This is a genomic window from Dolichospermum compactum NIES-806, from assembly GCF_002368115.1.
GTDB lineage: Bacteria > Cyanobacteriota > Cyanobacteriia > Cyanobacteriales > Nostocaceae > Dolichospermum > Dolichospermum compactum.
In genome coordinates, this window is record NZ_AP018316.1 from 4,802,333 (window position 1) to 4,827,042 (window position 24,710).

A 24,710-nucleotide genomic window follows, 5' to 3' on the forward strand; every position below is an offset into this window, starting at 1 on the left:
CCTGCCTCTCCTGCTATATGATATGGGCAATAGTAACACCAGTACCACCATCGGCTTGTTCTGCTGGTTCGTAGTGGGTAACTCTGGGGTGTTGTTGTAAGAAAGCGTGGACTCCTTGCTTAAGTTTACCAGTACCGTGTCCATGAATAATCCATAGGGGGCCAGCGGCTTCGGAAATAGCTTTGTCTAAGATGTATTCGGCATCGGCCACTCGTTTTCCGCGCAAATCCACAGTATTTTTGGAGGTACGAATGGCTGGGGCTGGTGGTGGTGTAACTACTGCTGGGGCTGGTTTTGGTTTAACTATGGGTTCGGGTTTTTGTCCATCTAAGGATTCTATATCTTGGAGTTGGACTGTCATTTTCATGATGCCAAACCGGACGTTAAAGTTGCCGTCAGCATCAGGAATTGTTAAAACTTCGGCAGTTTGCCCTAATTTGGGAATTCGTACGCGATCGCCCACTTTTGGCATAAACCCAGGCTTAGGTTTAGGTGGGGGTGCAGGTTCGTATTTTTGGGCAATTTGATTGAGGTTGGTGGTGGCTTGTTGGGCATCTTGGGCGTTAGGTGTGCCTTTTTGCAAGCGGCGGATGACTTGGGCAATTTCGCCTTTGGCTTGGGTAATTGCTTGTTGAACGGCGATTTCTTGGGAAGCCCGCAAATCTTTTTCTCTGGCTTCTAAGGACGCGGCTTTGTCAGAAACTTCTTTATATAATCGTTCGGCTTGACGTAATAATTTTTGGGCTTCGGCGGCTTTGGTTTCCTGGTTGCGACGTTGGGCTTCTAAACCGGCGATGACTTGGTTTACTTCGTCTGTGGCTTCTCCTACTTGAGTTTTCGCTTCTGCGACTACCTCTGGTTTTAAACCTAAACGCAAGGCGATACTCAAGGCGTTAGAACGTCCAGGAATCCCCCACAATAGCCGGTAAGTGGGTGACAGTGTGGTTTCGTTAAATTCTACGGAAGCATTTTCAAACCGAGGATCTTCATATTTTAAGGCTTTGAGTTCACCAAAGTGGGTACTAGCCATTGTTAGCTGGGTATGATTGGCGAGATATTTCAGTAAAGCGATCGCTAATGCACTTCCTTCAACGGGATCTGTACCTGCACCAACTTCATCAAGTAATACGAGGGACTGGGGACTGGGGACTGGGGACTGGGGATTGGGGATTGGGAGTTTTATTCCTTCTTCTTCGTCTTTCTCCTGAATTTTGGGCGGGGAAACCCCGCCCCTACCTCCTTCTCCTTCTCCTTCTCCTTCTCCTTCTTCTTCCTTTCTCCTGACTCCTGACTCCTGACTCCTGACTCCTTCTTCTAATGCTTCTAATATTCGACTAATGCGGCGAATATGCCCTGAAAATGTGGATAAACTCTGTTGTAAAGATTGTTCATCACCAATATCAGCTAAAACTTGGGAAAACCAAGGCATTTCTACGGGTTCACGGGCGGGAACAAATAAACCCACCTTGGACATGATAGCGGCTAATCCCAAGGTTTTTAAGGTGACAGTTTTTCCCCCTGTATTGGGTCCGGTAATTGTAACTACGCGAATTTGGGGACTAATCAACAAATCTACAGGTACGACTGGATTTCCTTGTTCATGCTGCTGTTGCCAGACTAACAAGGGGTGGCGCAGATTTCGCAAGGTGATAATTTCATTGTCTTCTCGATTCACAAAATGTGGGGGATTAGAACCTATCCACAGACTGTAACGGGATTTGGCAACTGCTAAATCTAAGGTGGTGACAATAGCTAGTAATCTTTCTAAGTCTGGGCTAACTGCGGCGACTTTCTCCGTTAAAGTGCGGCGAATTACTTCAGCTTCAGTTTGTTCTTTTCTGATCACTTGCCGGAGTTGATTACCCAATGGTACGACACTATTAGGCTCTATATAGAGGGTTGCGCCACTGGTAGAGGTATCGTGTACAATGCCGGGAATTGCGTCCTTTTGGGGGGCTTTAACGGGGATAACAAAGCGATCGCTTCTTTGGGTAATTAACTGTTCTTGAACAGCCCCCGATTTAGCTTGAATAATATTTTGGAGTTTTTGGGTGATTTGTCCGCGAATTTTCCGTAATTCTATGCGAATTTCTCCCATTTTCTGACTAGCACGATCAGTTACTTGTCCCCGTTCATCAATACAACGGTGGATTTCCTGTTCTAATTCGGGGTAAGTCCGCAATTGGGAAACTAAATCGGATAAAACCGGGACATTTTCTTGATTATCAATGACACGACGTAAATTTCTTGTTCCTGCTAAGGTAGTAGCGATCGCTAACAGTTCCTCACCAGGTAAAATACTTTGGAGTATTGCCCGTTCCAGAGAATCACCAATATCCTGTATTCCCTCAAAGGACAACCCTGGATGTAAACGACTTTCCAGTTCGTAAACTTCTTTGGTTTGCGCTAATAACTGTTCACTTTCTACCTGAGTTTCAGGAATCGGCAGGTTACGCGCAACTATCGCCCCTAACTTAGTTGCCGCAAAGGTGGAAAGGTGCTGGCACAGACGGGGCCACTCTAGTAATTCTAAGGTTTCAGATTGGATCAAGGTTTCAACAACAAATCTGAAGTTATCGTAACAATTTTAGCCTCTAGAAGACTACATTTTCCAGAATCAAATTTTCCGGTATCAATTCCTAGGGGCAATCCCCCCGTGGTTGCCCATATTATATATCAATTAGCATTAATTTGTGGCAACCAGTTTAAAACCATTAGCCTCCCCCATAACTTGACTTTGATTTAAATTAATTTTCTGCAAAGTCTCCTTACCCAATAATAAATAAGATTTATCAGCAAACTTATCTTGTAAATCTGCCATAGATTTAGGAATAACTTTACAATCACTATAAAAATCTAAACTAGGACGACTATCAGGAAAAGAAGTATATATTTGTGTTCCCGGTGGCACATTATCTTTAATTAAAGCTGCCACTGGGAGAACAGGGTATTTTTCATTTAACTCCCAAATCCATGATTGAGAACTCATCAACATGGCTAAAACCAGATACATTCCTGTAAATAAAACCGGAATAAATTGACGATTATGCTGATTAACTAACCATGATGTCATCCCCATAGTTATGGCTAAAATCACACTCATCACAATTAACAATGGCTGTTGATCAAACATACTGAAATAAACACAACCTGCCAAACCAACAATTACTAAAAATGCAAAAAATCCTGTCAAGAATTTACTTTTAAACTTCCCACTTTGCCAAATATCACTTAAATTAGCCCCAATTGCTAACGCTAAAAATGGATATATGGGCATAATATACCAGGGTAATTTGGTACTCATTAAAGAAACTATTGCAAAATAAATAATTGTACCAATGAGAGTTAAACAACCCCAATCAGTATGACGATTTTTCCAACTTAAATATAAACCACCTGGCAAAAACAACAACCAGGGAAAACCATATTTGAGAATCTCCAGTAAATAATACCAAACAGGACCCGTATTACCTTCCACAGCTTTTCCCAATCTATCAAAAGCTTGGGATTGAAAATGCACTGCTAAGAAAATATTGCCATAATGTTGCCATTGGGCAAAATACCAAGCAACAGCAGGGAAATTACCTAACACCATTCCTATCCAGAGAAATGGATTTTTTAATAAAGCTAATTGTTGATTAACAATAATAAATAAACAAACTATTCCCCCTAAAACTACCACTAACATTCCCTTACTTAAAGTAATTAAACCCAAACAAACACCGATACCCAAAGCATATTTTTTATTATCTCTGGCTTTAAGAACACAAAATAGCAACAATAGAAAAAAGGAAATAGTCATCCCATCTAACATTGCCAATCTACCATGACGGACTACCGGCAACAATGTTAAATAAACTAAAGCTGAAAATAAAGCTGGTAAATTTTCTTTAAAAGCTAAACGTCCAATTAAATAAAGTAAAGGTACTCCTAAAGCTGTTAAAAATGCTCCCGGAAATCTGGTAGTAAATTCTTGCACTCCGAAGATATGATAGCAAACAGCAATTAACCATTGCATCAAAGGTGGTTTTAATAAAAAAGGATCTCCTTGGATAGTTGGATAAATCCAGTTACCAGTACGATAAATTTCTCTAGCGACTATAGCATAAGTACCTTCATCCCAATCTCGTAAAGGTAAATTACCCAAACCTATCAACCATAAAATCAAAGATGCTACCAATAAACCTAAAAACCATTGTTTATGACTCATATTTTATAAATGAATTAATGGAAGAAATTTCATGATATTTGTAACTGTTTTTAAAGTCTTTAATTCTGGTATGTTTGGGTTTAATTTTTCTGCTATTATCAACTGCTTTTGGGCTTGTTTGGGTTGAAAGTCGTACAAATAAACAAATGCTAAATAAAGCCAAGTATAGGGATTTTGACGATCATATTTAGTCAATTCTGTTAAATTATGGATTAATTCCGGTGCTTTGCGCTGTAAAAGTTGTGATAAAACCAAAGTATAACGCCAATTCAGATTATTTGGTTCATTTTCTAGGTAATAATTAGCGGCAAATTCAATTTGCTTTAAATAATATTGAGTAGGATCATATTGATTAAAATTATCTATTTGCACAAAGATATTATCTAATTTTCCCTGTTTTAAGTCTACTGCTAATTGTGACATTTGGGAAACTAAATCTAAAGGTGGAGACTTCTCATTCATTAATTCAGTTTTTTAGCTATGATCGTTTACTTAGCTTGGGTAGATATATATTTGCGACTCCATTCTTTTTTTTTTGTGTCTTTAGGATATTTATATCGCTGTATTCCTGGTAAAATCAAATATCAAACTTTATTATTTATGACTTTTATTTCTGCGTTGATGTTAGTACAGCAATGGATTAATTATGGACAGGATAAATGGTTAGGTTAAATTCAATGATCAAATATGCAATAACTACCAAATTACATCAACAGGATATTGAATAATTTGACTATCTACAGTTAAAATTGCCATTTCTTCCACCTGACTCTGGGCAATAATAATACTATCAAATGGATCACGGTGTAAATCAGGTAAATTTGCTACTTGTAAAGCATGAACCATTTGAATTGGTAAACTCTGGAAACGATTTATTTTTAATCGACTGGGAATATATGTTTCTGGAGGTTCAGGTAAACTTAGTTTTCCTAAACGTACCTTAATCACAATTTCCCACGCACTTGCAGAACTTAAGAATAACTCATTACTAGGGTCAGTAATGATTTTGTCAGCGATAGATGAAAGTTGCGAATCATCTGTAACCCACCAAATAAATGCGTGGGTATCAAGTAATACTTTCATTCTGAATGTCTAGGGGATTAAGAAAATCTTTTAAAATATCTTCTGGTAAAGGTGAGTTAAAGTCAGGACTAATGATCACCTTACCACGATCTAAACCCGGTATTCGCGGTAATGGCTGGTGGGAAAAAGGTACGATACGAGCAACAGGATTACCAGCTTGAGAAAGAATAACTTCTTCTCCTGACAAAACTCGACGGAGTAATTCTCCAAAATCACCTAAGTTGTCTGGAAGTTCTGCATTATACATTGTTATCATTAATTAGTGGTAAAATCAATGTCAATTCCTTAGCTTGTACTCTAATTTTACGATACTTTAAATTAATTTTCTTTATTTTCTGTAAACTATCATTATTCCTAACTTTTCAACTCAATAAACCTTAATTATAAACTTTACAGCAAATCAATCATAACCGTGAATCAGCCCATCTACTCCCTAGTTATCCCCATTTATAACGAAGAAGAAAACATCATGGAGATGTATCGCCGTTTACATGATGTCATGGAACAGTTAGACGGTGATGTGGAATTAATTTTAATAGATGATGGTAGCCGCGATCGCTCTTTAAGTATGATGCGCGAATTACATCATCGTGATAATCGAGTCCATTACCTCAGTCTAGCCCGGAATTTTGGGCATCAAGTCGCTGTTACTGCTGGTTTGAACTTTGTCCAAGGTCAATGTATCATTGTTATGGATGCCGATCTCCAAGATCCACCAGAATTAATTTTAACAATGATCGAAAAGTGGCATCAGCAATACCAAGTAGTATACGCTCAACGCATATCCCGTCAAAAGGAAGGGTGGCTAAAACGCTTAACAGCATACCTTTTTTATCGCATTCTGCGACGCTTGGCTAAAGTTGATATTCCTGTGGATACAGGCGATTTTTGCTTAATGGATAGACAAGTAGTAGATATCTTAAATTCTATGCCAGAACGCAACCGTTATATTCGCGGTTTACGTGCTTGGGTAGGTTTTCGACAAACTTCTGTACTTTTTGAAAGAAACCCTCGGTTTGCAGGAGATGTAAAATATACTTTTGGTAAATCTTTATCCCTGGCAATTGATGGTATTATCTCTTTTTCTACAGTTCCCTTACGACTGGCAACCTACTTAGGGACTATCTCGGCGGCGATCGCGATGATTATGATAGTATTAGTGCTTTATTGGCGGATATTTGCCCCAGTCTCTCACTTAATTGGTTACACATTAATTACAATTTCTATGTTTTTCTTGGGTTCAGTCCAATTAATTTGTATTGGTATTTTAGGTGAATATATTGGCAGAATATATGAAGAAGTAAAAGGTCGTCCTCTTTATACATTAAAAGAAACTGGAGGCTTTACAAAAAACTAAACTATTTACTACTTTCAAATCTCAAAAACTTAGGGGCGCAGGCTCTGCGCCCTCAATTGTATTTCATCCCCCCAATCACCGTCATCAATAAAATCAAGGTAACGTCAGTGTCAATACCAGAATTTAGTTTACTACTAATATCAGTTCTTATTAGTGTAGCCGGACAGTTTTTTTTGAAAATGGGAGCAATTAAATTAGGTAAAGTTCATGGAGAAAACATGATTAATCTGATTCTCAACATGATCACGATACCAGAACTTTTATTAGGATTAATCTGTTATGGTATTGGTGCAGTAGCCTATATCTTACTCCTAACCAAAGTAAATCTCAGCGTTGCTGCCCCTGCTGTATCTATTGGTTATATATTTTCTGTATTACTAGGTTATTTTGTTTTAAAAGAACCTATTTCTCTAACCCGTGTTTTTGGACTAGGTTTGATTGTCTCTGGGGTGATATTAGTGATTTGGAAAAAATCAACTTAACAGAACAGTTAAATCCACTATTATGGAAGAGTTATCAATCCGTGATAAAAATATGTCTACTCAAGATTAAAAAAGTAGCCAACGTAACTACTAAATATCATTCATAAATGAGAAACTATCTTCAGTTAATTATCATCTACTACTAATGGCATTGCAGAAAAAATCATTTTTTCAAAAGTAACCCATGATCTTCAGCAGTAAAATATACATAAATGTTCAAGCTACTCATATTTTACAGTATGACAAACTATCTCAATTTTTAGGAAAATGTGTTATAACCTACCGTCAGAGCGATCGCTGTCATCAATGGTTGCTCATCCCTTGAAGGAGTTACACTGTGGAAAATAATAAGTCTTTTTTTGGAACGCAGGGAATATTAATTGCATTAATTGGACTAACTGGCACTTTAAGTATTGCTTTGATGATTCTATTCAAAGCTAGAACCTCTGATGCTCAAAGTCAGGGTGTAATTGTTAAAAATAAAGATATTGCTGCTAATGTTAAAACTCAGCAGCGGTTAGAGGAATTTAAAACAGAAATGCTGACCAGTTGGCAACAAGAAGCACAAGCCAAAGGGTTTTCTACTGATGTACCATCTAACTTTCAAGGGATTGTCATTAGTGAAGCTAAACTTCCTCCAGAAAAAAAAGTTATTGCCTTAACGTTTGATGATGGACCTTGGCCTAATAGTACCGCGAAAGTATTAGATATTCTTAAGAAAAATAATATTAAAGGTACATTCTTTGTAGTTGGGCAAAATGTCAAGAATTATCCCGACTTAACAAAACGGGTAGTTACAGATGGTCATACTATTGCTAATCATACCTGGCATCACTGGTATCATCAGATGAATCCCCAGGTGGCAGCTTATGAAGTTGCTAATACAACAGACATAATTTATCAAACTACAGGGGTGAAAACCAGTCTGTTTCGTCCACCGGGGGGAAACATGAGGAATGGAGTCGCAGCTTACGCCAAAAGTAACAAGTATGCTGTTATTATGTGGTCGTCTGATTCTATGGACTATTCACGTCCGGGTGTGCCAAGACTAATTAATAACATCTTTAGGGAAGCTAAACCAGGTGGTATTGTGTTAATGCACGACGGTGGTGGCGATCGCTCTCACACTGTCAAAGCCTTACCAGAAATCATTAGCAAGTTCCGTAAACAGGGTTATGAATTTGTGACTATTCCCGAACTTTTAGAAATGCAAGATCAATATCCACAGTTAGTTGCCCAGAATAAAACAAAATCTCAAAAACCTCAAAAACCCAAGAAACCTTAAATAAATAATGTCTGAAATGGCTAACGCCACGCTGCGCTATCAGGATAACCAGGATTAAAGGATTAACAGGATGAATAAGCTGTTGAACATTTAGATTGTATATTGCTCACAACTAAAACTCTTGTGGAACAGGCATCCTGCCTGTTTTAATTATGCAAATTAAATGTTTCTCAGCTTATACTAATTCTGGATAAAGATGCACATAATCGTAATTAAATCCTGTAAATCCTTAAATCCTGGATATCCTGATTCAGACAAAAAAGATGAAAGGATAAACATGATAAATACAGATAAAGTAGACATCTCCAAATACGCAATGAGTGGGGAATTATACTGGTGATGAGGGCGATCATCTATGGTAATGGAAGGGGCGATCGCCTTATATTTTTATTTTGCAGCCAACCAATTCTGCTGTCCTAATCGCTGCCAAGCTTTACGTATATGTTGTGGTTTAAAGATGGTGCGTTTGCGTTCATCTACGATGGGGCGCAGCCCATCGCTCCAGGAATAAACTAACTCTATGGTCTGTTCACTATCTTGGACTGGGTTGGTTTCTTGAGTCCCTACCCAATGAACTGTAGCCAATAATTCCATGCCATAAGGGGTTTCAAAGCCATTTATGAGGTTGCTAACTCGTTCTAACCGTTCCTGTGCTGATGGGTCATTGGCTAAAAAGGACTGTGCAGCTTCTCTACCTGCGGGTAAAACGTAAATTTCCGCGCTTTCTGCCTTGGCTGTTCCATCCCCATAACCGCGAATGTAATGCCCTTCTATGTGTTTTAAAACATGATTTAGATTATGGGCATAAGGTCCATATTTGTGTTTTACATACTCAAGGCGTAGGGGTTCACCTGCTACTTGTAAAAAATAGGCGAGTTTTTGAATTTCTAGTTTGGTTAATTCATAACCAGGAATACCGTACAATTCCAGTAAGCGAATAAACAAGGCACGGGCGCGAGTCATATTTGGCTTTTTGCTGGCTACGGGCATTGTTTCCACAGCAGGTGCGCCACTGGGTTCAAAAATAATGACTTGGACATCTGGAAGTGCAGCAAAAGCTGATTCTATTAAGGGTTTAACCTCACTCCAGTCTAAGCCACCGTTACCGCACCCCAATGGAGGTATAGCAATGGAAGTAATGTTTAATTGCTGTACTTGGGCGACTAATGCTACCAGTCCAGTTTTGATATCTTCTAATTTAGATTTGCCCTTCCAGTGGCGTTTGGTGGGGAAGTTAATAATGTACAGGGGATTAAATAAGTTACCTGTAGCGACGGTAAACACCTGCCCCGGTTGCACCTGTCCAGCACGACAGGCTTTTTCGTATTGGCGGAAATTTTCTGGATAGGCTTGTTTAAATTGCAAAGCAATGCCTTTGCCCATGACACCGACACAATTCACTGTGTTTACTAGGGCTTGTGCTGGTTCTGTTAATAAGTTGCCTTGCTTAATTTCAATCATTGTTTTTAAGGGATTAAATAATTTTAATCGCTGTTTATACTGTTATATTCTCTGTGGTAGTTGCTGATTGATAATCAATTATTATCAATTAGTGTTATCTATCACTGGATAAACTAGAAACTGATTTTAAATATTATTTTACTACTTAATGGAATTTTTGAATAATATTAATAATGATTTGAAATATTATTTAGCTAATTGATTGATGATTTTAATAATACCAATTTTGATAAATATTTACTGGAATTTGGATATTAAAGGCGGTAAGTATTAGTTGTACTTGTTCAGCAATAGTTTTATTGATTACACCTATTTCTTGTATTAAACTCCAAGGACAATTTTCATAAACTAAAAATTCTGCTTGTCTTCTCCACTTGCGGTTGGGGTCATCTGGAGTATTAGCCCAATATTTTGATTTCATTAATTCCCAATCTATGACTGATTGTAAATCAGACATATCATCATAAAATTCGCTATATGCCATGATAGCGTGTCCATCAGTAAAAGCAAATTTTAGTTTTAAAGAATTGATGGTATAAGCTTCTGAAACTAGATGGATAATTGGCTGTTGTCCACCGCTATAACTATCTACGTTTTGTTTATGAATGGCATAGAGCATGGGTGAACGCGGAGCAAAATAAAAGGGGACATAATCATGTAAATATCCCCCAGCACTACATGGGACTTTTGTGGTGGCACGTCTATCTTGAATGTGTCCGTGTGCGATGTCAAGATAATTGGTTTGTTGTATCTTAAGTCTACTGTTTGCTATCAATCCCCCACTGGTGATTATGGAGGTTAAGTTATCAATGTGGGTGATGTGATAAATCGGTGTAGACATCTAGTGCTTTTAAATTATACTCTTGGAGGTTTCAGGTACAAACAAACCTATTCTCTAGATTTTAAACTATTGTCTACAAAATAACTATGTCGCTATTTGAATGAAGGTAAGACCAGCAAACATCACTCCAGTAAAGTTAATAGTATTTGCTAGAATTGAAAACTAAGATTTGAAAATGTTAACTTAATTATTTCAAGAACCATATTGATAAATTAACCAATCTTTTCCATCTTCCACAAAATATACATAAAAAGGTTCAATCTGGTCAAATTCTAAGCGAATATTAGTTTTTACCTCTACAATTAATTTTTTATCTAGGTTTATATCTATAAAATCTTGAGTAGTAGAGGAAATAGATTTTAAGTATAGATATCCTTGAGATGAAAATAAACGAATTTTCCCTGTTATCACTTTATTTTCTAACTGTTTAATACTTAAAGGTATCTGTTTTTTTTACTTGTACAAATGGATTGACACAGTTATAAAATGAATTATCTATAACTATTTTATTTACATACTCTGAACCCGATCCTATCATGTTAATTAAAGCTTCTCTATCTTGAGTATTTCTACATATAATTTGGAAATCTATTCCCTTAGAGAAATAAAGCCCATTCTTGACTATAAATTCTTGTTGAGATGCAGTTTCGTAATCAGCTTCTCCAAAATATTTATATATATTATCAAAATCAAAATAATCTAAAAATTCTATACTAAGTACCAGAAATGTTGAATAGCGTAATAAAACTTTACATATTGAAATAAACTTAGCCTATAAGTGCTATTTTTCATCTTATCCAAATAAGTTTTCTAAACCAATGAACATAACTTATTTCCTGACACATATAGGACTGAAGATAACGGAGTTTATCTAATAAAGTTTTGCCAAATTCTTGCGGTATTTCTATTAGTTGCAATATCAAATAAGCGATTAAACAGCACATTATCTGAATTCTAATTCCATTCTCATTCTTTGTCATAAGTCTGTCTAACTTGAGGTGCATTTTTAAGAATTTCCATAACAATTCAATTTGCCATCTTTGTATGTAAATTTCCATAATCTCTTGATTACTAACTTGCTCTTCTCCTTCATTTAATAAGTTTGTTGCTAAACGAAATTCACTCTTAGTTTCTATATCACAAAATGCTACTACTCTAATTTCCACTTCTCTTTCATCTTTGCCAACTTTACAATTACCATTTTCTAGCATTTCTAAAGTGACATTATTTTTAATTCTTAAGACAAAAGCTTTATTTTTTTGTTGTTTTAATTCAGATATTCTTTCGGAGGATGCAAATCCTCTATCCATTATCCCTACTCCTTTTGACGGAATTGCTTCTACTGTTTCTTGTCCATATTTATGGTCATGTCCTTGCCCAAAATGAATCACCATTCCACCAACTTCTGATGTCAAACTATCTAACCCACAAAATAGTTTTACTTGATGATATCCTTGACTCCATAATAATTTACTTGTTAATGTAATAATTGTTGAATCTATAGGAAATAATGCTTGGGTTTCTTCCTTTCCTTTTTTCTTTCTCAGTTGATTGTTTAATTCAGTTATTATCTCCAAAAATACTTGAGTATCTCTCTTTTTACTTGCCTTGGAAAAATTTGATATTTTTAAATCTATCCCTTGATTATTTAGTCTTTGAAATAAATCTCTCATACTCACTATACTTTTATCCATGACATACTGTAACCACACTGATACAAATGAAAATGTGTCCAGAACTGGATAATCTTTTTTGGGCAATGGTTTCAATATTGTTTTGACCACTTCTGGGAAATTCTTTAAGCGCATAATTTGATAATTCTTTATCTATATTTTTTTAGATTGTATCAAATTATGGTACTTTTTTTTAATCTTTTCCTAACATTCAACACTTCTGGTACTTGTTAATAAAAATGTCGTAATTATTGTCTGTTCTTTGGAATTTGAAATAGTATTCTGTCAATTGTACTGTAAATTTTAAATAAGAACGTAACTTAGAAGAAGCCAAAATAACTTTTGGTGCATTTCTGATGAGTTCATTAATCAACTTATCTTGTTCTTGTTGATTAAACTGGTTAAGATGTTCAAGAACCACTTTCTCAGCAACATCTTTTGCTATAGATGGTGTGTATTCAGCAATTATTGGAATTTTTCTTTCTGCTGGTGCAATATGCCAGAGGAAATTTTTATAAGCTAAGTTATCTTGTAGATATTGAACCTCTTGCCAATATATATTAAGTGCATTTTCTTCCGCTTGCTCTACTTTCTTAATTAGTTCATCTATCAATTCTTTTCTTAAATGTTCTTCTACTAGATTAATATGTCTATTTATGAATTCAATATAACTATTTGGACTAGAAGAATCAAATTTTAAGTACGAACGCAATGTCGCAGAAATAATTAGAAGATTTGGCAGTTTTTCGGCGATTTCCTTAATGATAAAATCTTGTTGATTTTCATCTAAATCTTTGAGCTTATTAATAACGAAAGTTTCGGCTATCTCCAATGGCAAAGATAATAAATATTCAAGAATAAATTTTTTAAACAGTGGAAATATATTACTATTAGCATACTTCTCAACTATTCTTTCATCATTATCAACTTCTCGTACATCATTAATTGTCCTTAATAAGAATGGTGCTAGTTTATATTTTATTTCTTCGTCCTCTCCGAATATTTCAGCCATTTCCATAGCTTCCCTATCCTTAGTTTCCTTAATACTGAAAGCAACAAGGCTTTCGCTTTCGTACTGAGTCCTTCTTCTGAAATAAATTTTACAATTATCGTTATAAGTAATCTGCCATTTACCCCAAAATTCAGACTTCTTAACAACACCAATAAAGGTTGGTACTTTCAGGTTGATTACTCGATTACGCCTTGCATCAATATCAAATTGAACGTATACGCCCCTTCCTTTATCACCCTCTATAATTTCTTGTATATCTAATGGAACATCATCTCGATCAACACGAATATCTCCTGTATTTTCTTCCCCCAAAGGAGCAATAAAACCAAAATTATTGACTTTATTTTTTTGATTATTAAACCCACCAAACCAAACAATTTTACCTAGCATCATTTTTCTTTTGTTCTTGCGTATTAGATTTTAATAATCTACAATTAATCCCAGTCTGATAAAAGATTACGATATTCTTGCTTAATAATACTATATTCTGTTATTCCGTTTTGAGTATTCCCGAAAATTAGGGTAAATTATCTTACTTTTTACAATTTAGACAAAAATGCCATTTCGTTGAATGACTGCTTTTCGATGCAGACAAAATTATATTAGATTTAGAGCTAACGCTCATGTACGATAATACAATTGCCGTACTACCATGCCAACATACTTATACTTTGGTGAAAACGAATTCTTTCTAACTCGCACCATCAAACAACTAAAAACCCACACTCTAGATCAACAATGGGCAAACTTCAACCATACAGAATACCCCCCAGAATCTAAAGAAACCATTCCTCAAGCATTATCCCATATCATGACACCACCAGTTGGGAGTGGAGGAAGATTAGTACACCAACAGCACATTACTGGGAGTTTGTTCAAAAGAAATTTTATTGCAGTTGGAGTCCATTCTCCCCAAAATTCCCTCAACCAATAACCTCCTTATCACCAACACTCACAAACCTGACGCGAGAAATAAATCAGTCAAACTCCTACTGGAGTAGGCACAGGTGAATAAATCCTGGAAATCCTCAAATCCTGGACATCCTGATTCAGACAAAAAAGGATTAAAGGATGAACAGGATAAAGTATTTAATTAAATCCTGTAAATCCTCAAATCCTGTACATCCTGATTCAGACAAATTACACAGAACTCAATTGTTTTTCTGCTACTTTGGCTTCTGGACTATCAGATTCAGAAGGTGGAACTAACTGCCAGAATTTAGGTAAGTATGCTTCCCAATTAGCAATAATTTCCTCTGCCTTGGGTGAACCAGTTTTCCGGGCATGAGTTTGAATTAACTCATATAATTGTTTTGCACCTGCTTCACTCACAACCCGTTGCACATTGACAATAGCGTGATTAACTAAGTCTGGGAAATTACCAGATTCATCAAGGAAATAAGCCAATCCGCCTGTCATACCTGCACCCACGTTGCGGCCAGCTTTACCCAGAACAACAATCACCCCACCAGTCATATACTCGCAGCAGTGATCACCAGCCCCTTCAATTACGGCTGTACCTTTAGAGTTCCGCACCGCAAACCGTTCTCCAGCTAAACCATTGGCAAATAACACCCCACCAGTCGCCCCATAAAGGCAGGTATTCCCTACAATCACGTTTTCTGCTGGGTTATAGGTGGCATTGGCTGGGGGCTTAATAATAATTTCCCCACCGTTCATGCCCTTACCGACATAGTCGTTTGCTTCCCCTACTAAGTTGAGAATCACACCATCCAGGTTAAATGCGCCGAAGCTTTGCCCCACACTTCCTTGGAAATTCAGGTTTATTTGCCCTGTAAAGCCGTTGTCACCGTATTTATGAGCGATCGCCCCAGTTAACCTAGCTCCGACTGTTCTATCGGTATTGACGACGGTAACGGTTTTACTAACTTCACCCTGATCCTGAATCGCGGCTTGAATATCTGCATCAGCTAGTAACTGATCATCTAAAACTGCTCCATTGCTGTGAACTTTTTCATGCACCAACCAACTGCGATTAACTTTTGTATCTGGTAGCTTAGTTAAACAATCCAAATTCAAAGCTTGGGTTTTATTCAGTTTGACTTCAGAACGCACCGTCAATAAATCAGCGCGACCAATTACTTCTGATAAAGAACGATATCCCAATTTAGCCAACAGACTCCGCACCTCTTCCGCAATGAAGTAGAAGAAATTGACAACGTGTTCGGGAATGCCTGTAAACCGTTTCCGCATTTCTTCCTTCTGAGAAGCTATGCCCACAGGACAGTTATTAGTGTGGCAAATCCGCGCCATAATGCAGCCTTCCGCAATCATCGCTATCGAACCGAAGCCGAACTCTTCCGCCCCCATTAATGCCCCAATTAGGACATCCCAGCCGCTTTTGAGACCACCATCTACACGCAAGATGACGCGATCGCGCAAACTGTTTTCCATCAATACTCGATGTACTTCTGTTAAACCCAATTCCCAAGGACTACCAGCGTGTTTAATGGAAGAAAGGGGTGATGCACCTGTACCGCCATCATGTCCCGAAATTTGGATAATATCAGCGTTAGCTTTAGCCACACCTGCTGCAATTGTCCCAATTCCAATTTCTGCGACTAATTTCACAGAAACTTGGGCTGTGGGGTTAATTTGGTGCAAGTCAAAAATCAACTGGGCTAAATCTTCAATCGAATAAATATCATGGTGGGGTGGTGGGGAAATCAAAGTTACACCCGGCTTAGAACGCCGCAACATGGCAATATAAGGGCTTACTTTGGGTCCTGGTAGCTGTCCACCTTCTCCTGGTTTTGCACCTTGGGCAATTTTGATTTCTAGTTGTTGGGCTGTGGCTAAGTATTGGGGAGTAACACCGAACCGTCCTGATGCAATTTGTCTAATTGAACTTGCAGCCGTATCACCATTTCTTAACCCATTGAGATGAGGAAGAGTAGGAGATTTACCATTAGCATCTACATCTCTCAAAACATTGTAACGAACCGGATCTTCGCCACCTTCACCAGAATTAGATCTACCACCAATGCGATTCATTGCGATCGCTAAAGTTTCATGTGCTTCTCGTGATAACGCCCCTAAAGACATCCCACCAGTACAGAAACGTTTAACAATATCATTAACTGACTCTACCTGTTCTAAAGGAATCGGTGAGCGCTCGCTTTGGAAATCTAGCAAATCACGCAGCGCCGTCACCGGACGATTTTGCAGATGTTGTTTATAAACTTCATAATGGTCATATTGCTTGCCATTGACAGCCTTATGCAGCGACTTAGCCAATTCTGGGCTATTCATGTGGTATTCACCACCAGGACGGTATTGAACAAAACCCAAGTTTTCCAACTTCTTCGCCGTCAATTCAGGGAAAGCCTTACTGTGGAAAGACAACACCTCTTGCGCTAATTCGCTCACACTGAGACCACCAATGCGGGAAGTTGTCCCCCGGAAACCTAAAGCCAATAAATCACGACCAATCCCAATAGCTTCAAATATTTGGGCTGCTTGATAGCTGGAAAGTAGAGAAATACCCATCTTCGAGAGGATTTTCAGCAAACCCGATTCTACAGCTTTGCGATAATTTTCAATGGCTTGTTCTAAAGTCAAAGTGGCAATTTTGCCCCTAGTCATAAACTGCTTAGTTTTGGGTTCATGCCACCAAGCAGTTACAGTATCTAAAGCCATATAGGCACAAACCGCCCCCGCACCATAACCTAAGAGACAAGCGAAATGATGGGTACTCCAACATTGGGCTGTATCCACAATTAAGGATGTTTTCATCCGTAACCCTTCACGGATTAAGTGATGATGAACCGCACCAATGGCTAATAAAGGGGGAATATACGTATATTCTGCTGCAATTCCTGTACCTGTTCTGTCACTTAATATGAGAATCTTCGCACCAGCCCGCACCGATTCAGCAGATTGTTTCTGCAAAGATTCCACAGCGGTTTTTAAACCATTTGGTCCTGTGGCTATGGGAAATAAAGTTGACAATTCAGCCGTTGCAAAACCTGACAACTTAATAGTTTCTAACTCTGTCTGAGTCAGTACAGGAGACTCCAACTTGAGTCTGCGGGCGTATTCCGGTTTAGGTTCTAATAAATTCCCCTTTTCACCCAATTCCACCGTCAGAGACATCACCAACTTTTCCCGTAAAGGGTCAATTGCTGGATTAGTAACTTGAGCAAACCGCTGTTTAAAATAGTCATACAGCAAATGGGATTTTTCTGACAATACCGCTAAAGGAATATCATCCCCCATACAGAAAGTCGCTTCTGCACCCGTACTAGCCATAGGGTGAATCACCATTTCCACATCTTCTATGGTGTAGCCAAAAGCAATCTGCTGTTGTAATAAGACTTGTGAATCAATTTTGTCAGTGGTCAGTTGTCCGTTGTTCGTTGACAAATGCCCATTACCGTTACCATTGCCATTAACTACAGACTTACCCTTAACTAACTCACTCAATTCTTGGCGATGCTGTTGCAACCATTCCCCATAGGGATGTTGTTTAGCAATGCGTTGTTTAATCTCCCAGTTTTTGAGAATTTCCTGGGTGTTTAAATCCACCGCAATCATTTGTCCAGGTCCTAGTCTACCTTTTTCCAGAATATTCTCTTCTGGGAAATCCACAACTCCAGCTTCGGAGGCAACAACGATATAATCATCTTTGGTAATGACATAACGAGCAGGTCTTAAACCATTACGATCTAATGTCGCTCCAACTTTTTTACCATCGCTAAATACTAACAGTGCAGGTCCATCCCATGATTCTTGCAAACCGCTGTAATATTCATAAAAATCCACGATTTCGGGATATTCAGCTAAGGAAGGTTGGTTTTTGTAGGCTTCAGGAACCATCATCATTAACCCTTCTAAAGGGCTGCGTCCCGATCGCACCAACAACTCTAGTACATTATCTAAAGTAGCGGAATCGCTATTATCAATCTTTACCAGAGGCTTAAGTTCATCAAAACGATCTTCCCAACTTGGATGATTGAGGGTAGCTTCCCGTGCCATCATCCAATTAATATTCCCCAATAGGGTGTTAATTTCTCCATTGTGACCCAATAGCCGCATTGGTTGGGCTAAAGGCCATTTGGGCATAGTATTGGTACTAAAGCGGCGATGATATACCGCAAATGCTACTTTAAAAGCCGGATTTTTTAGATCTTCGTAAAAATCCCCTAAGACCGCAGAACGCACCATGCCTTTATAAACAATTGTGCGGCTAGACAAGGAACAAACATAGAAATCTTCGGAAATTTTTCTGCCCGCTTGCATAATACGACGACGGGCAATATACAATTCTCTTTCTAGCTCATCACCGCTCTTATCAGCACAGGAAATTACCACCTGTTCTATTTGGGGTTGATTTTCTTTTGCTTGCAACCCTAATACTTCAGGACGCACTGGAACTACTCGCCAGCCCAGTACAGTCAATTTTTCTTCTGCTGCTATTTGCTCAAATGCAGCTTTAGCAGCTTTGGCGGCTGTTTCGTCTTGGGGAAAAAATATCATCCCCACAGCCATATTACTTAGACTAGAAAAATCAATGCCATTATTGTTATCTTGTGCCAATAATTCCCAAGGAATTGCTGTTAATATCCCCGCACCATCTCCAGAATCTTGGTCAGCACTACAACCCCCTCTATGTTCTAAGCAAGTTAAAGCAGTTAAAGCTTTATCCAAAATTTCATGACTGGCAATATTTTGACGATGGGTGATAAACCCGACTCCACAAGCATCTCTTTCTTCTACTAACCACTTTTGCCCTGGATATGTATCTGAAAAATTAGTATCTGACACTGTAATTTGCTGACCCTGATTTGATGGTTGATGATTCATACTCTATTCCTGAAATGTTGAGTTACAGATGTTGTTATTACTGCTAGAGGGAAATTTTCTCAATAATGGCTAACGCCATACTGGCACTGGATAAAAATACATAATTACCAAAATTTATGGATAACAATTTTAGCTGTCTTCTTGACATTCAGCCAAAGCTATGTTACCAATGCCTATCTATTGTTTATTTGTTTACTGCATTCTTTTATTGATTGCATAATAGATCAATGGCTTTAGGCATTACCCATTTTCGGTTTACCTGAAACACGATCTTAACTTTACACTTCGCTGTGCTAAAAGCCACAATTTTCCTGATGCAGCTACAAAATCAGCGTATTTGCCCTATATGCCCATTTGACAATTCCTAAAATATATCTGTTTTTGCCTATATTGTGGCTGCTTATTCATTAGCCACCCAACGAACCCTAGATTTTAGATGCAAGTCCTAATCTAAAATCTAAAATTCTAGAAGTTGATTCTGCGAATTTTGGCTTTAATCCCTAAGACTATCATTCAAGTCTACAAGCAGTTTGTACGATTTAAAACAATTACGGCTAGTATTTTTAGCATAATAATTGTTCGCTAGTCTTAAGAAGAGATAAAAACCCAATATATATACTATCACGATTATTTCTAAAAAAGGTAATTATTTTTTCAATTTCCCTATAAATTTTCGTTAGGCTGGGTTTTGATTGATAACTTTCAAAAATACTGAGTCAATGATCTTGAAAATCCTAAATTATGTATTACCGCTACTGTCAACAGCACTGTGTTTGACTGCTACTTATGGGGCATTTGCTCAAGATACTCCTACTTTACCAACTCCCGTTTCCACTGCCGTTAGCGCTGGTAATCAAATTATTCTCAATGGCCGCACCTTACCAGGCGCATGGTTACAGCCAACAGCAACCGCCAAAGGACAAACTTATCTAAGTGATGGCGCACTCAAGCAACTGCTGGGGATAAATTTACTCAATAGCAGTAATCCTGGCAAACAACCAGTACAGTGGTTTTCTAACTTGACAAATCCCTTCGTTCTCAATACCAATCTCAGCGGGGGATATCGCTATTTAGATGTTACTCAGTTAGCACTTAAACAGAGATGGAAAATTCAAGCCAATAGTAACACCTTGGTAATTTCTACTCCCCCTTCCCAACTCAAAAACATTCGTCTGGGCAAACAACCAAAAGGAGATAGAGTTGTCCTAGATTTAGATATGGCTACTCCTTGGCAAATTCGACAGGAGTTACCAGTCAAAAAAGTAGTAGATCCTGATGAGATTATCCCTAAATCTACCACACCACCCAATCGAGAATGGACTCTCACCCTCGATGGTATTGCTGATCCGGCTTTAATACAACGCTACAACTTTCAAATGACTACACCACCAACCCCCGCATTAATAATTCAAAAAGTGGAAGTAGTGAATAATCAAACAATTGTCCGGTTGAGTGTTCCCTTTGGTCAGTCTGTACAAGTTAGCACTATTCCCCAACCAAATCGCTTAGTTATTGATATTCAACCTGATGCAATGGTGGAAAAAACTATCGCTTGGGCGCGAGGATTACAATGGCGACAGCAGTTGGTAACTTTAGGAACAGACCGCTTTCCTGTGGTTTGGTTAGATATTAACCCACGTTCTGTGGGATTAAGCATTAAGCCTATAATTACTAATCCGCAAACATTAACTGGTACAGCCCCTTTAATCCAAACTGCCCAAAATTACTTAGCAATAGCCGCAATTAATGGTGGTTATTTTAACCGTAACAATAAATTACCTTTAGGGGCAATTCGGCGCGATAATCAATGGATATCCGGCCCAATTCTCAACCGAGGAGCGATCGCTTGGAATAATAACGGACAATTTTACTTTGGTCGCCTCACCCTCACAGAAATCCTAATTACCAACAATAATCAACGTTTACCCATTTCCTTACTTAATACTGGTTATGTCCAACGCGGTATTGCTCGTTATACTCCAGCCTGGGGAAATACTTATACACCTTTAGCTGATAATGAAACTATTGTAGTTGTTGAAAACAATCAAGTAACTAATCAGTTAGCAGGAGGTAAAAGTGGTATAACTACCATTCCCATTCCCGAAAATGGTTATCTCCTCATCTTCCGCAATCAGACACCACAATTACCCATTGGGACAAAAGTTTCTCTTACCAGCACCACTACCACACCTGAATTTAGTCGCTACCCTCACATTATTGGTGCAGGTCCTTTATTAGTAGTAAATCGGCAAATAGTCCTGGATGGACCAGCAGAAACATTCAGCCCCGCTTTTATGAAAGGTCAAGCAGTTCGCAGTAGTATTTGTACCAAATCTACAGGTAATATTATGATTGCTGCTGTACATAATCGGGCTGGTGGTGGTGGACCAACTTTAGCCGAACAAGCAAAATTAATGCAAACAATGGGTTGTATAAATGCTTTAAATTTAGACGGTGGTAGTTCTACTAGTCTCTATTTAGGCGGTCAGTTACTTGACCGTTCCCCTAATACAGCAGCCCGTGTTCACAACGGGATTGGGATTTTTATATCACCAAAAACTTCTAAGTAGGTTGGCGTTGAAAATTGTCGTCATAGCAAGGGAACAGGTAATTGGTAATTGGTAATTGGTAACTGATGAAAACTATTCTTCTAGGATTTACGCATTGACAAGATTCCCCAAATATGTGACGTAAATTTTATCCCTTGTAGGGTGCGTCAGACACGATATTTTGACAAAAAAAACAGATTCCCTCTATCTGACGCACCCTAATCAATAAGTTATTCCCAAAGCCGAAAACAACGCAATTTCGTTCATTCATATCATGGTAAATTAGTGAGCGTGCGTAAGTCCTATCTTCTTTCTTCTTCCTCCTGAACTCCTGAACTCCTGATAGCGCAGCGTGGCGTTAGCCATACTCCTGACTCCATTATTTTTTTGATGAAGACTTTGTGTAGACACATTGGTTTAAGCAATAGACCTTACCAGTTAATGGTGAGTTTTGCTATCTTTATCAGAGTGGCTAAATCTTGTGCCTTTTCCATCAACTGTTCCCACTACAAACAAGTTTGTTATGTCTTCATCTGAGGTAACTATGGCTAAATTATCAGAAACAGCCCCAAATACTCTCACTCTGCAACCAATAATTAATTCTAGAAGTATTGCTGCTGGTGAATTACGTCCTTGGGGTTCTTTCACAGTCTTGGAAGAAGGACGCGGATATAAAATTAAGCGAATTGAAGTCAAACCTGGACATCGCCTAAGCTTACAAATGCACCACCACCGCAGTGAACACTGGATTGTTGTTTCCGGTACAGCTAAAGTAGTTTGTGGCGACAAAGAAATCTTATTAAGCAATAATCAATCAACCTATGTCCCCCAATGTACAACCCATCGGTTAGAAAATCCCGGTGTGATTCCCTTGGTTTTAATTGAAGTCCAAAATGGCGAATATCTCGGAGAAGATGATATTATTCGCTATCAAGATGATTATGCCCGTTCTGAAAAATAGACAGAATAGCAGGGGAGTAGGAGGAGAGAAATATTCTTTTACAACGGACAATTGACAACTGACTAATAAAAAAATTCCATGATTCATTTAAGTCCAACAGCCATTAGTGAAATCGGGCGTTTAAAATCTAAACAACCATCAGATACCTTATTTCGCTTGCGAGTGAAGTCTGGTGGCTGTGCCGATTGGTTTTATGATCTTGCTTTTGATGCAACAGTACAATCTCAAGATCAGGTTTTAGAGTTGCATGATCTTCGCGTAATTATAGACCCAGAAAGCCTAAATTACATCAATGGGTTATTAATAGATTACTCAGAAGACTTGATGGGTGGGAGTTTTCGCTTTGATAATCCCCAAGCAATATCCACCTGTAGCTGTGGCAATTCTTTCTCTATTAGTCAGTAGTCATTGGTCATTGGGAAAATTCTTTCTCCCCCCCCTACTTCCCCTACTTCCCCTACTTCCCGTACTTACCCTAGTACAACACGGCATAAATAAACCAACCATTCTAAATCGTTAAAAAGCCTATACTGTATTCCTTTTGACTTTTGACTTTTGACTTTTGACGAACGCCCTGCGGTACTACTTACCCTGTTCCCTGTTCCCTCCTAAAAATGATTGACAGAAAATCAGAAAAAAAGATATAATCAGGATTTGTTAAAACTTAGATCATAAAGCAGCTTCACGCGCTGTAACTCATGCCAACAATACAGCAGCTAATACGTAGTGAACGCGAACTAGCGCGTCAGAAAACCAAGTCCCCTGCTCTGAAGCAATGCCCGCAACGTCGAGGCGTTTGCACCAGAGTATACACAACTACACCTAAAAAGCCTAACTCAGCACTCCGTAAGGTAGCCAGGGTAAGACTTACCTCTGGATTTGAAGTAACAGCTTACATCCCAGGTATCGGTCATAACTTACAAGAACACTCCGTAGTTATGATTCGTGGTGGTCGGGTCAAAGACTTGCCCGGAGTTAGATACCACATTATTCGTGGCACATTAGATACAGCCGGAGTTAAAGACCGGAAACAAGGGCGTTCCAAATATGGAACAAAGCTCCCAAAAGCAGGTAAAAAATAGGTAAGCGGCGGTTAATCGCTTCAAATACGGTTAATCGTCCTACCTGCAAACTGCATAAAAACCAGCAGTAACGAATTTTTTTAAGAAAATCAAACTGTATCTGGTATAAAAAAAAGTTGCATGAGTTTGGAAAGGAGAATCTTGTAAACGATAACAGCACTTTAATCTAAATTTAAAAGTTAATCGCGTTGTCGTTTTCTGTGTCTGGTAGCAGATAATAAGTGAATTAATTCAGCCTCCTTGCAATTGATAGCTAGCGTATAGCGCAAGCCATAAAAAACTCAGGAAAAATTAGCGGCTGAATTAAACCGCTTTTAGTTTCCTGTGTTCTGATAGCATATAATTTCGTGGCCAAATTCCGTATTCAAGGATGAAGTATGTCTCGTCGTGGTGTTAGTCAAAGGCGCGCAGTTCCGCCTGACTCAGTGTATAATAGTCGCCTGATCAGCATGATGATGCGACGAATAATGCGTCATGGCAAAAAATCAATTGCCGCAAGAATAGTTTATGACGCTTTGAAAACTATTGAAGAACGTACTGGTGGAAGTCCATTAGAAACTTTTGAAAAAGCAGTGCGTAATGCCACACCATTGGTAGAGGTTAAAGCTCGCCGAGTTGGTGGAGCAACTTACCAAGTACCAATGGAAGTACGTACAGATCGCGGTACTACCTTAGCGTTGCGGTGGTTGGTGCAGTATTCTCGCCAACGTCCAGGAAGAACTATGGCTGGGAGACTAGCTAATGAATTAATGGATGCTGCGAATGAAACTGGTAGTGCTATTCGTAAGCGCGAAGAAACACATCGGATGGCGGAAGCAAACAAAGCATTTGCACATTATCGTTACTAACTAGAAAAACGATATATCGTCTTCTCATGTGCGGTATATC

At 38.4% G+C, this 24,710-nt stretch carries 20 protein-coding genes and 1 pseudogene; 10 read left to right on the forward strand and 11 right to left on the reverse strand.

What is annotated here, in order from left to right:
- Positions 1 to 13: 13 nt before the first annotated feature.
- The 3 genes and pseudogenes from CA730_RS22385 to CA730_RS22395 all read right to left on the reverse strand — a co-directional run.
- Positions 14 to 2,551, reverse strand: coding sequence for an endonuclease MutS2 (locus CA730_RS22385; RefSeq protein ID WP_096670675.1), 2,538 nt, complete (start codon positions 2,549 to 2,551; stop codon positions 14 to 16).
- Positions 2,552 to 2,686: 135 nt separating this feature from the next.
- Positions 2,687 to 4,210, reverse strand: a complete 1,524-nt coding sequence (locus CA730_RS22390) for an ArnT family glycosyltransferase (protein ID WP_096670677.1) — start codon at positions 4,208 to 4,210, stop codon at positions 2,687 to 2,689.
- A 3-nt stretch (positions 4,211 to 4,213) separates the two neighbouring features.
- Positions 4,214 to 4,666, reverse strand: a pseudogene (locus CA730_RS22395) (hypothetical protein); the annotation flags it as partial.
- 24 nt (positions 4,667 to 4,690) lie between these two features.
- On the opposite strand from CA730_RS22395, the gene CA730_RS22400 reads away from it, so the two are divergent.
- Positions 4,691 to 4,882, forward strand: coding sequence for a hypothetical protein (locus CA730_RS22400; protein WP_197705475.1), 192 nt, complete (start codon positions 4,691 to 4,693; stop codon positions 4,880 to 4,882).
- A 24-nt stretch (positions 4,883 to 4,906) separates the two neighbouring features.
- Here CA730_RS22400 and CA730_RS22405 read toward each other — a convergent pair whose 3' ends face one another.
- Together CA730_RS22405 and CA730_RS22410 are read right to left on the reverse strand one after the other, a co-directional pair.
- Positions 4,907 to 5,293: a type II toxin-antitoxin system VapC family toxin gene (locus tag CA730_RS22405; protein WP_096670679.1), complete on the reverse strand. Its 387-nt coding sequence runs from the start codon at positions 5,291 to 5,293 to the stop codon at positions 4,907 to 4,909.
- Positions 5,277 to 5,540: a type II toxin-antitoxin system Phd/YefM family antitoxin gene (locus tag CA730_RS22410; RefSeq protein ID WP_096670681.1), complete on the reverse strand. Its 264-nt coding sequence runs from the start codon at positions 5,538 to 5,540 to the stop codon at positions 5,277 to 5,279. The genes CA730_RS22405 and CA730_RS22410 overlap by 17 nt, the downstream gene beginning before the upstream one ends.
- Before the next feature lie 165 nt (positions 5,541 to 5,705).
- On the opposite strand from CA730_RS22410, the gene CA730_RS22415 reads away from it, so the two are divergent.
- The 3 genes from CA730_RS22415 to CA730_RS22425 all read left to right on the forward strand — a co-directional run bounded on the left by CA730_RS22415 (position 5,706) and on the right by CA730_RS22425 (position 8,417).
- On the forward strand, positions 5,706 to 6,650 hold the full coding sequence (locus CA730_RS22415) for a glycosyltransferase family 2 protein (protein ID WP_096670683.1): 945 nt from the start codon (positions 5,706 to 5,708) through the stop codon (positions 6,648 to 6,650).
- Positions 6,651 to 6,757: 107 nt separating this feature from the next.
- Entirely contained in the window at positions 6,758 to 7,132 is a 375-nt protein-coding gene (locus CA730_RS22420; protein WP_096670685.1) for an EamA family transporter, read from the forward strand.
- A 337-nt stretch (positions 7,133 to 7,469) separates the two neighbouring features.
- On the forward strand, positions 7,470 to 8,417 hold the full coding sequence (locus CA730_RS22425; RefSeq protein WP_096670687.1) for a polysaccharide deacetylase family protein: 948 nt from the start codon (positions 7,470 to 7,472) through the stop codon (positions 8,415 to 8,417).
- Between the two features lie 387 nt (positions 8,418 to 8,804).
- Here CA730_RS22425 and darG read toward each other — a convergent pair whose 3' ends face one another.
- The 5 genes from darG to CA730_RS22450 all read right to left on the reverse strand — a co-directional run bounded on the left by darG (position 8,805) and on the right by CA730_RS22450 (position 13,797).
- Entirely contained in the window at positions 8,805 to 9,878 is a 1,074-nt protein-coding gene (gene darG / locus CA730_RS22430; RefSeq protein WP_096670689.1) for a type II toxin-antitoxin system antitoxin DNA ADP-ribosyl glycohydrolase DarG, read from the reverse strand.
- A 211-nt stretch (positions 9,879 to 10,089) separates the two neighbouring features.
- Complete coding sequence (gene darT / locus CA730_RS22435) at positions 10,090 to 10,719, reverse strand: type II toxin-antitoxin system toxin DNA ADP-ribosyl transferase DarT (RefSeq protein WP_096670691.1); 630 nt, start codon at positions 10,717 to 10,719, stop codon at positions 10,090 to 10,092.
- Between the two features lie 192 nt (positions 10,720 to 10,911).
- A complete protein-coding gene (locus CA730_RS22440; protein ID WP_096670693.1) occupies positions 10,912 to 11,130 on the reverse strand; it encodes a hypothetical protein in 219 nt (72 codons plus the stop codon).
- 377 nt (positions 11,131 to 11,507) lie between these two features.
- Positions 11,508 to 12,527, reverse strand: a complete 1,020-nt coding sequence (locus tag CA730_RS22445) for a transposase (RefSeq protein ID WP_053537527.1) — start codon at positions 12,525 to 12,527, stop codon at positions 11,508 to 11,510.
- 76 nt (positions 12,528 to 12,603) lie between these two features.
- Positions 12,604 to 13,797, reverse strand: coding sequence for a hypothetical protein (locus CA730_RS22450; RefSeq protein ID WP_096670695.1), 1,194 nt, complete (start codon positions 13,795 to 13,797; stop codon positions 12,604 to 12,606).
- A 259-nt stretch (positions 13,798 to 14,056) separates the two neighbouring features.
- Here CA730_RS22450 and CA730_RS22455 point away from each other — a divergent pair, with 259 nt between their 5' ends.
- Complete coding sequence (locus tag CA730_RS22455) at positions 14,057 to 14,338, forward strand: hypothetical protein (RefSeq protein ID WP_231939915.1); 282 nt, start codon at positions 14,057 to 14,059, stop codon at positions 14,336 to 14,338.
- Positions 14,339 to 14,544: 206 nt separating this feature from the next.
- On the opposite strand, the gene CA730_RS22460 is transcribed toward CA730_RS22455, so the two are convergent.
- Positions 14,545 to 19,230, reverse strand: coding sequence for a glutamate synthase-related protein (locus CA730_RS22460; RefSeq protein WP_096670697.1), 4,686 nt, complete (start codon positions 19,228 to 19,230; stop codon positions 14,545 to 14,547).
- Between the two features lie 719 nt (positions 19,231 to 19,949).
- Between CA730_RS22460 and CA730_RS22465 the strand changes: the two genes are divergently transcribed.
- The 5 genes from CA730_RS22465 to rpsG all read left to right on the forward strand — a co-directional run bounded on the left by CA730_RS22465 (position 19,950) and on the right by rpsG (position 24,670).
- Positions 19,950 to 21,800 (forward strand): phosphodiester glycosidase family protein, encoded by a 1,851-nt coding sequence (locus CA730_RS22465; protein WP_096670699.1) that lies wholly within the window; start codon positions 19,950 to 19,952, stop codon positions 21,798 to 21,800.
- Between the two features lie 523 nt (positions 21,801 to 22,323).
- Entirely contained in the window at positions 22,324 to 22,740 is a 417-nt protein-coding gene (locus tag CA730_RS22470) for a phosphomannose isomerase type II C-terminal cupin domain (protein ID WP_096670701.1), read from the forward strand.
- Positions 22,741 to 22,818: 78 nt separating this feature from the next.
- Entirely contained in the window at positions 22,819 to 23,145 is a 327-nt protein-coding gene (locus CA730_RS22475; protein WP_096670703.1) for a HesB/IscA family protein, read from the forward strand.
- A gap of 293 nt (positions 23,146 to 23,438) precedes the next feature.
- Positions 23,439 to 23,822 carry a 30S ribosomal protein S12 gene (gene rpsL, locus CA730_RS22480; protein ID WP_015078104.1) on the forward strand — a complete coding sequence of 128 codons (384 nt, stop codon included), beginning with the start codon at positions 23,439 to 23,441 and terminating at the stop codon, positions 23,820 to 23,822.
- 377 nt (positions 23,823 to 24,199) lie between these two features.
- A complete protein-coding gene (gene rpsG / locus CA730_RS22485) occupies positions 24,200 to 24,670 on the forward strand; it encodes a 30S ribosomal protein S7 (protein ID WP_027402058.1) in 471 nt (156 codons plus the stop codon).
- Positions 24,671 to 24,710: the final 40 nt, after the last annotated feature.

Excerpts from the sequence above, each read along its gene's own strand:
- CA730_RS22475 (WP_096670703.1), top strand. The coding sequence starts at position 22,819 with ATGATTCATTTAAGTCCAACAGCCATTAGTGAAATCGGGCGTTTAAAA.
- darT (WP_096670691.1), bottom strand. The coding sequence starts at position 10,719 with ATGTCTACACCGATTTATCACATCACCCACATTGATAACTTAACCTCC.
- rpsG (WP_027402058.1), top strand. The coding sequence starts at position 24,200 with ATGTCTCGTCGTGGTGTTAGTCAAAGGCGCGCAGTTCCGCCTGACTCA.
- rpsL (WP_015078104.1), top strand. The coding sequence starts at position 23,439 with ATGCCAACAATACAGCAGCTAATACGTAGTGAACGCGAACTAGCGCGT.
- CA730_RS22400 (WP_197705475.1), top strand. The coding sequence starts at position 4,691 with ATGATCGTTTACTTAGCTTGGGTAGATATATATTTGCGACTCCATTCT.
- CA730_RS22410 (WP_096670681.1), bottom strand. The coding sequence starts at position 5,540 with ATGTATAATGCAGAACTTCCAGACAACTTAGGTGATTTTGGAGAATTA.
- CA730_RS22390 (WP_096670677.1), bottom strand. The coding sequence starts at position 4,210 with ATGAGTCATAAACAATGGTTTTTAGGTTTATTGGTAGCATCTTTGATT.
- CA730_RS22455 (WP_231939915.1), top strand. The coding sequence starts at position 14,057 with ATGCCAACATACTTATACTTTGGTGAAAACGAATTCTTTCTAACTCGC.
- CA730_RS22450 (WP_096670695.1), bottom strand. The coding sequence starts at position 13,797 with ATGATGCTAGGTAAAATTGTTTGGTTTGGTGGGTTTAATAATCAAAAA.
- CA730_RS22460 (WP_096670697.1), bottom strand. The coding sequence starts at position 19,230 with ATGAATCATCAACCATCAAATCAGGGTCAGCAAATTACAGTGTCAGAT.
- darG (WP_096670689.1), bottom strand. The coding sequence starts at position 9,878 with ATGATTGAAATTAAGCAAGGCAACTTATTAACAGAACCAGCACAAGCC.
- CA730_RS22470 (WP_096670701.1), top strand. The coding sequence starts at position 22,324 with ATGGCTAAATTATCAGAAACAGCCCCAAATACTCTCACTCTGCAACCA.
- CA730_RS22465 (WP_096670699.1), top strand. The coding sequence starts at position 19,950 with ATGATCTTGAAAATCCTAAATTATGTATTACCGCTACTGTCAACAGCA.
- CA730_RS22405 (WP_096670679.1), bottom strand. The coding sequence starts at position 5,293 with ATGAAAGTATTACTTGATACCCACGCATTTATTTGGTGGGTTACAGAT.
- CA730_RS22445 (WP_053537527.1), bottom strand. The coding sequence starts at position 12,527 with ATGCGCTTAAAGAATTTCCCAGAAGTGGTCAAAACAATATTGAAACCA.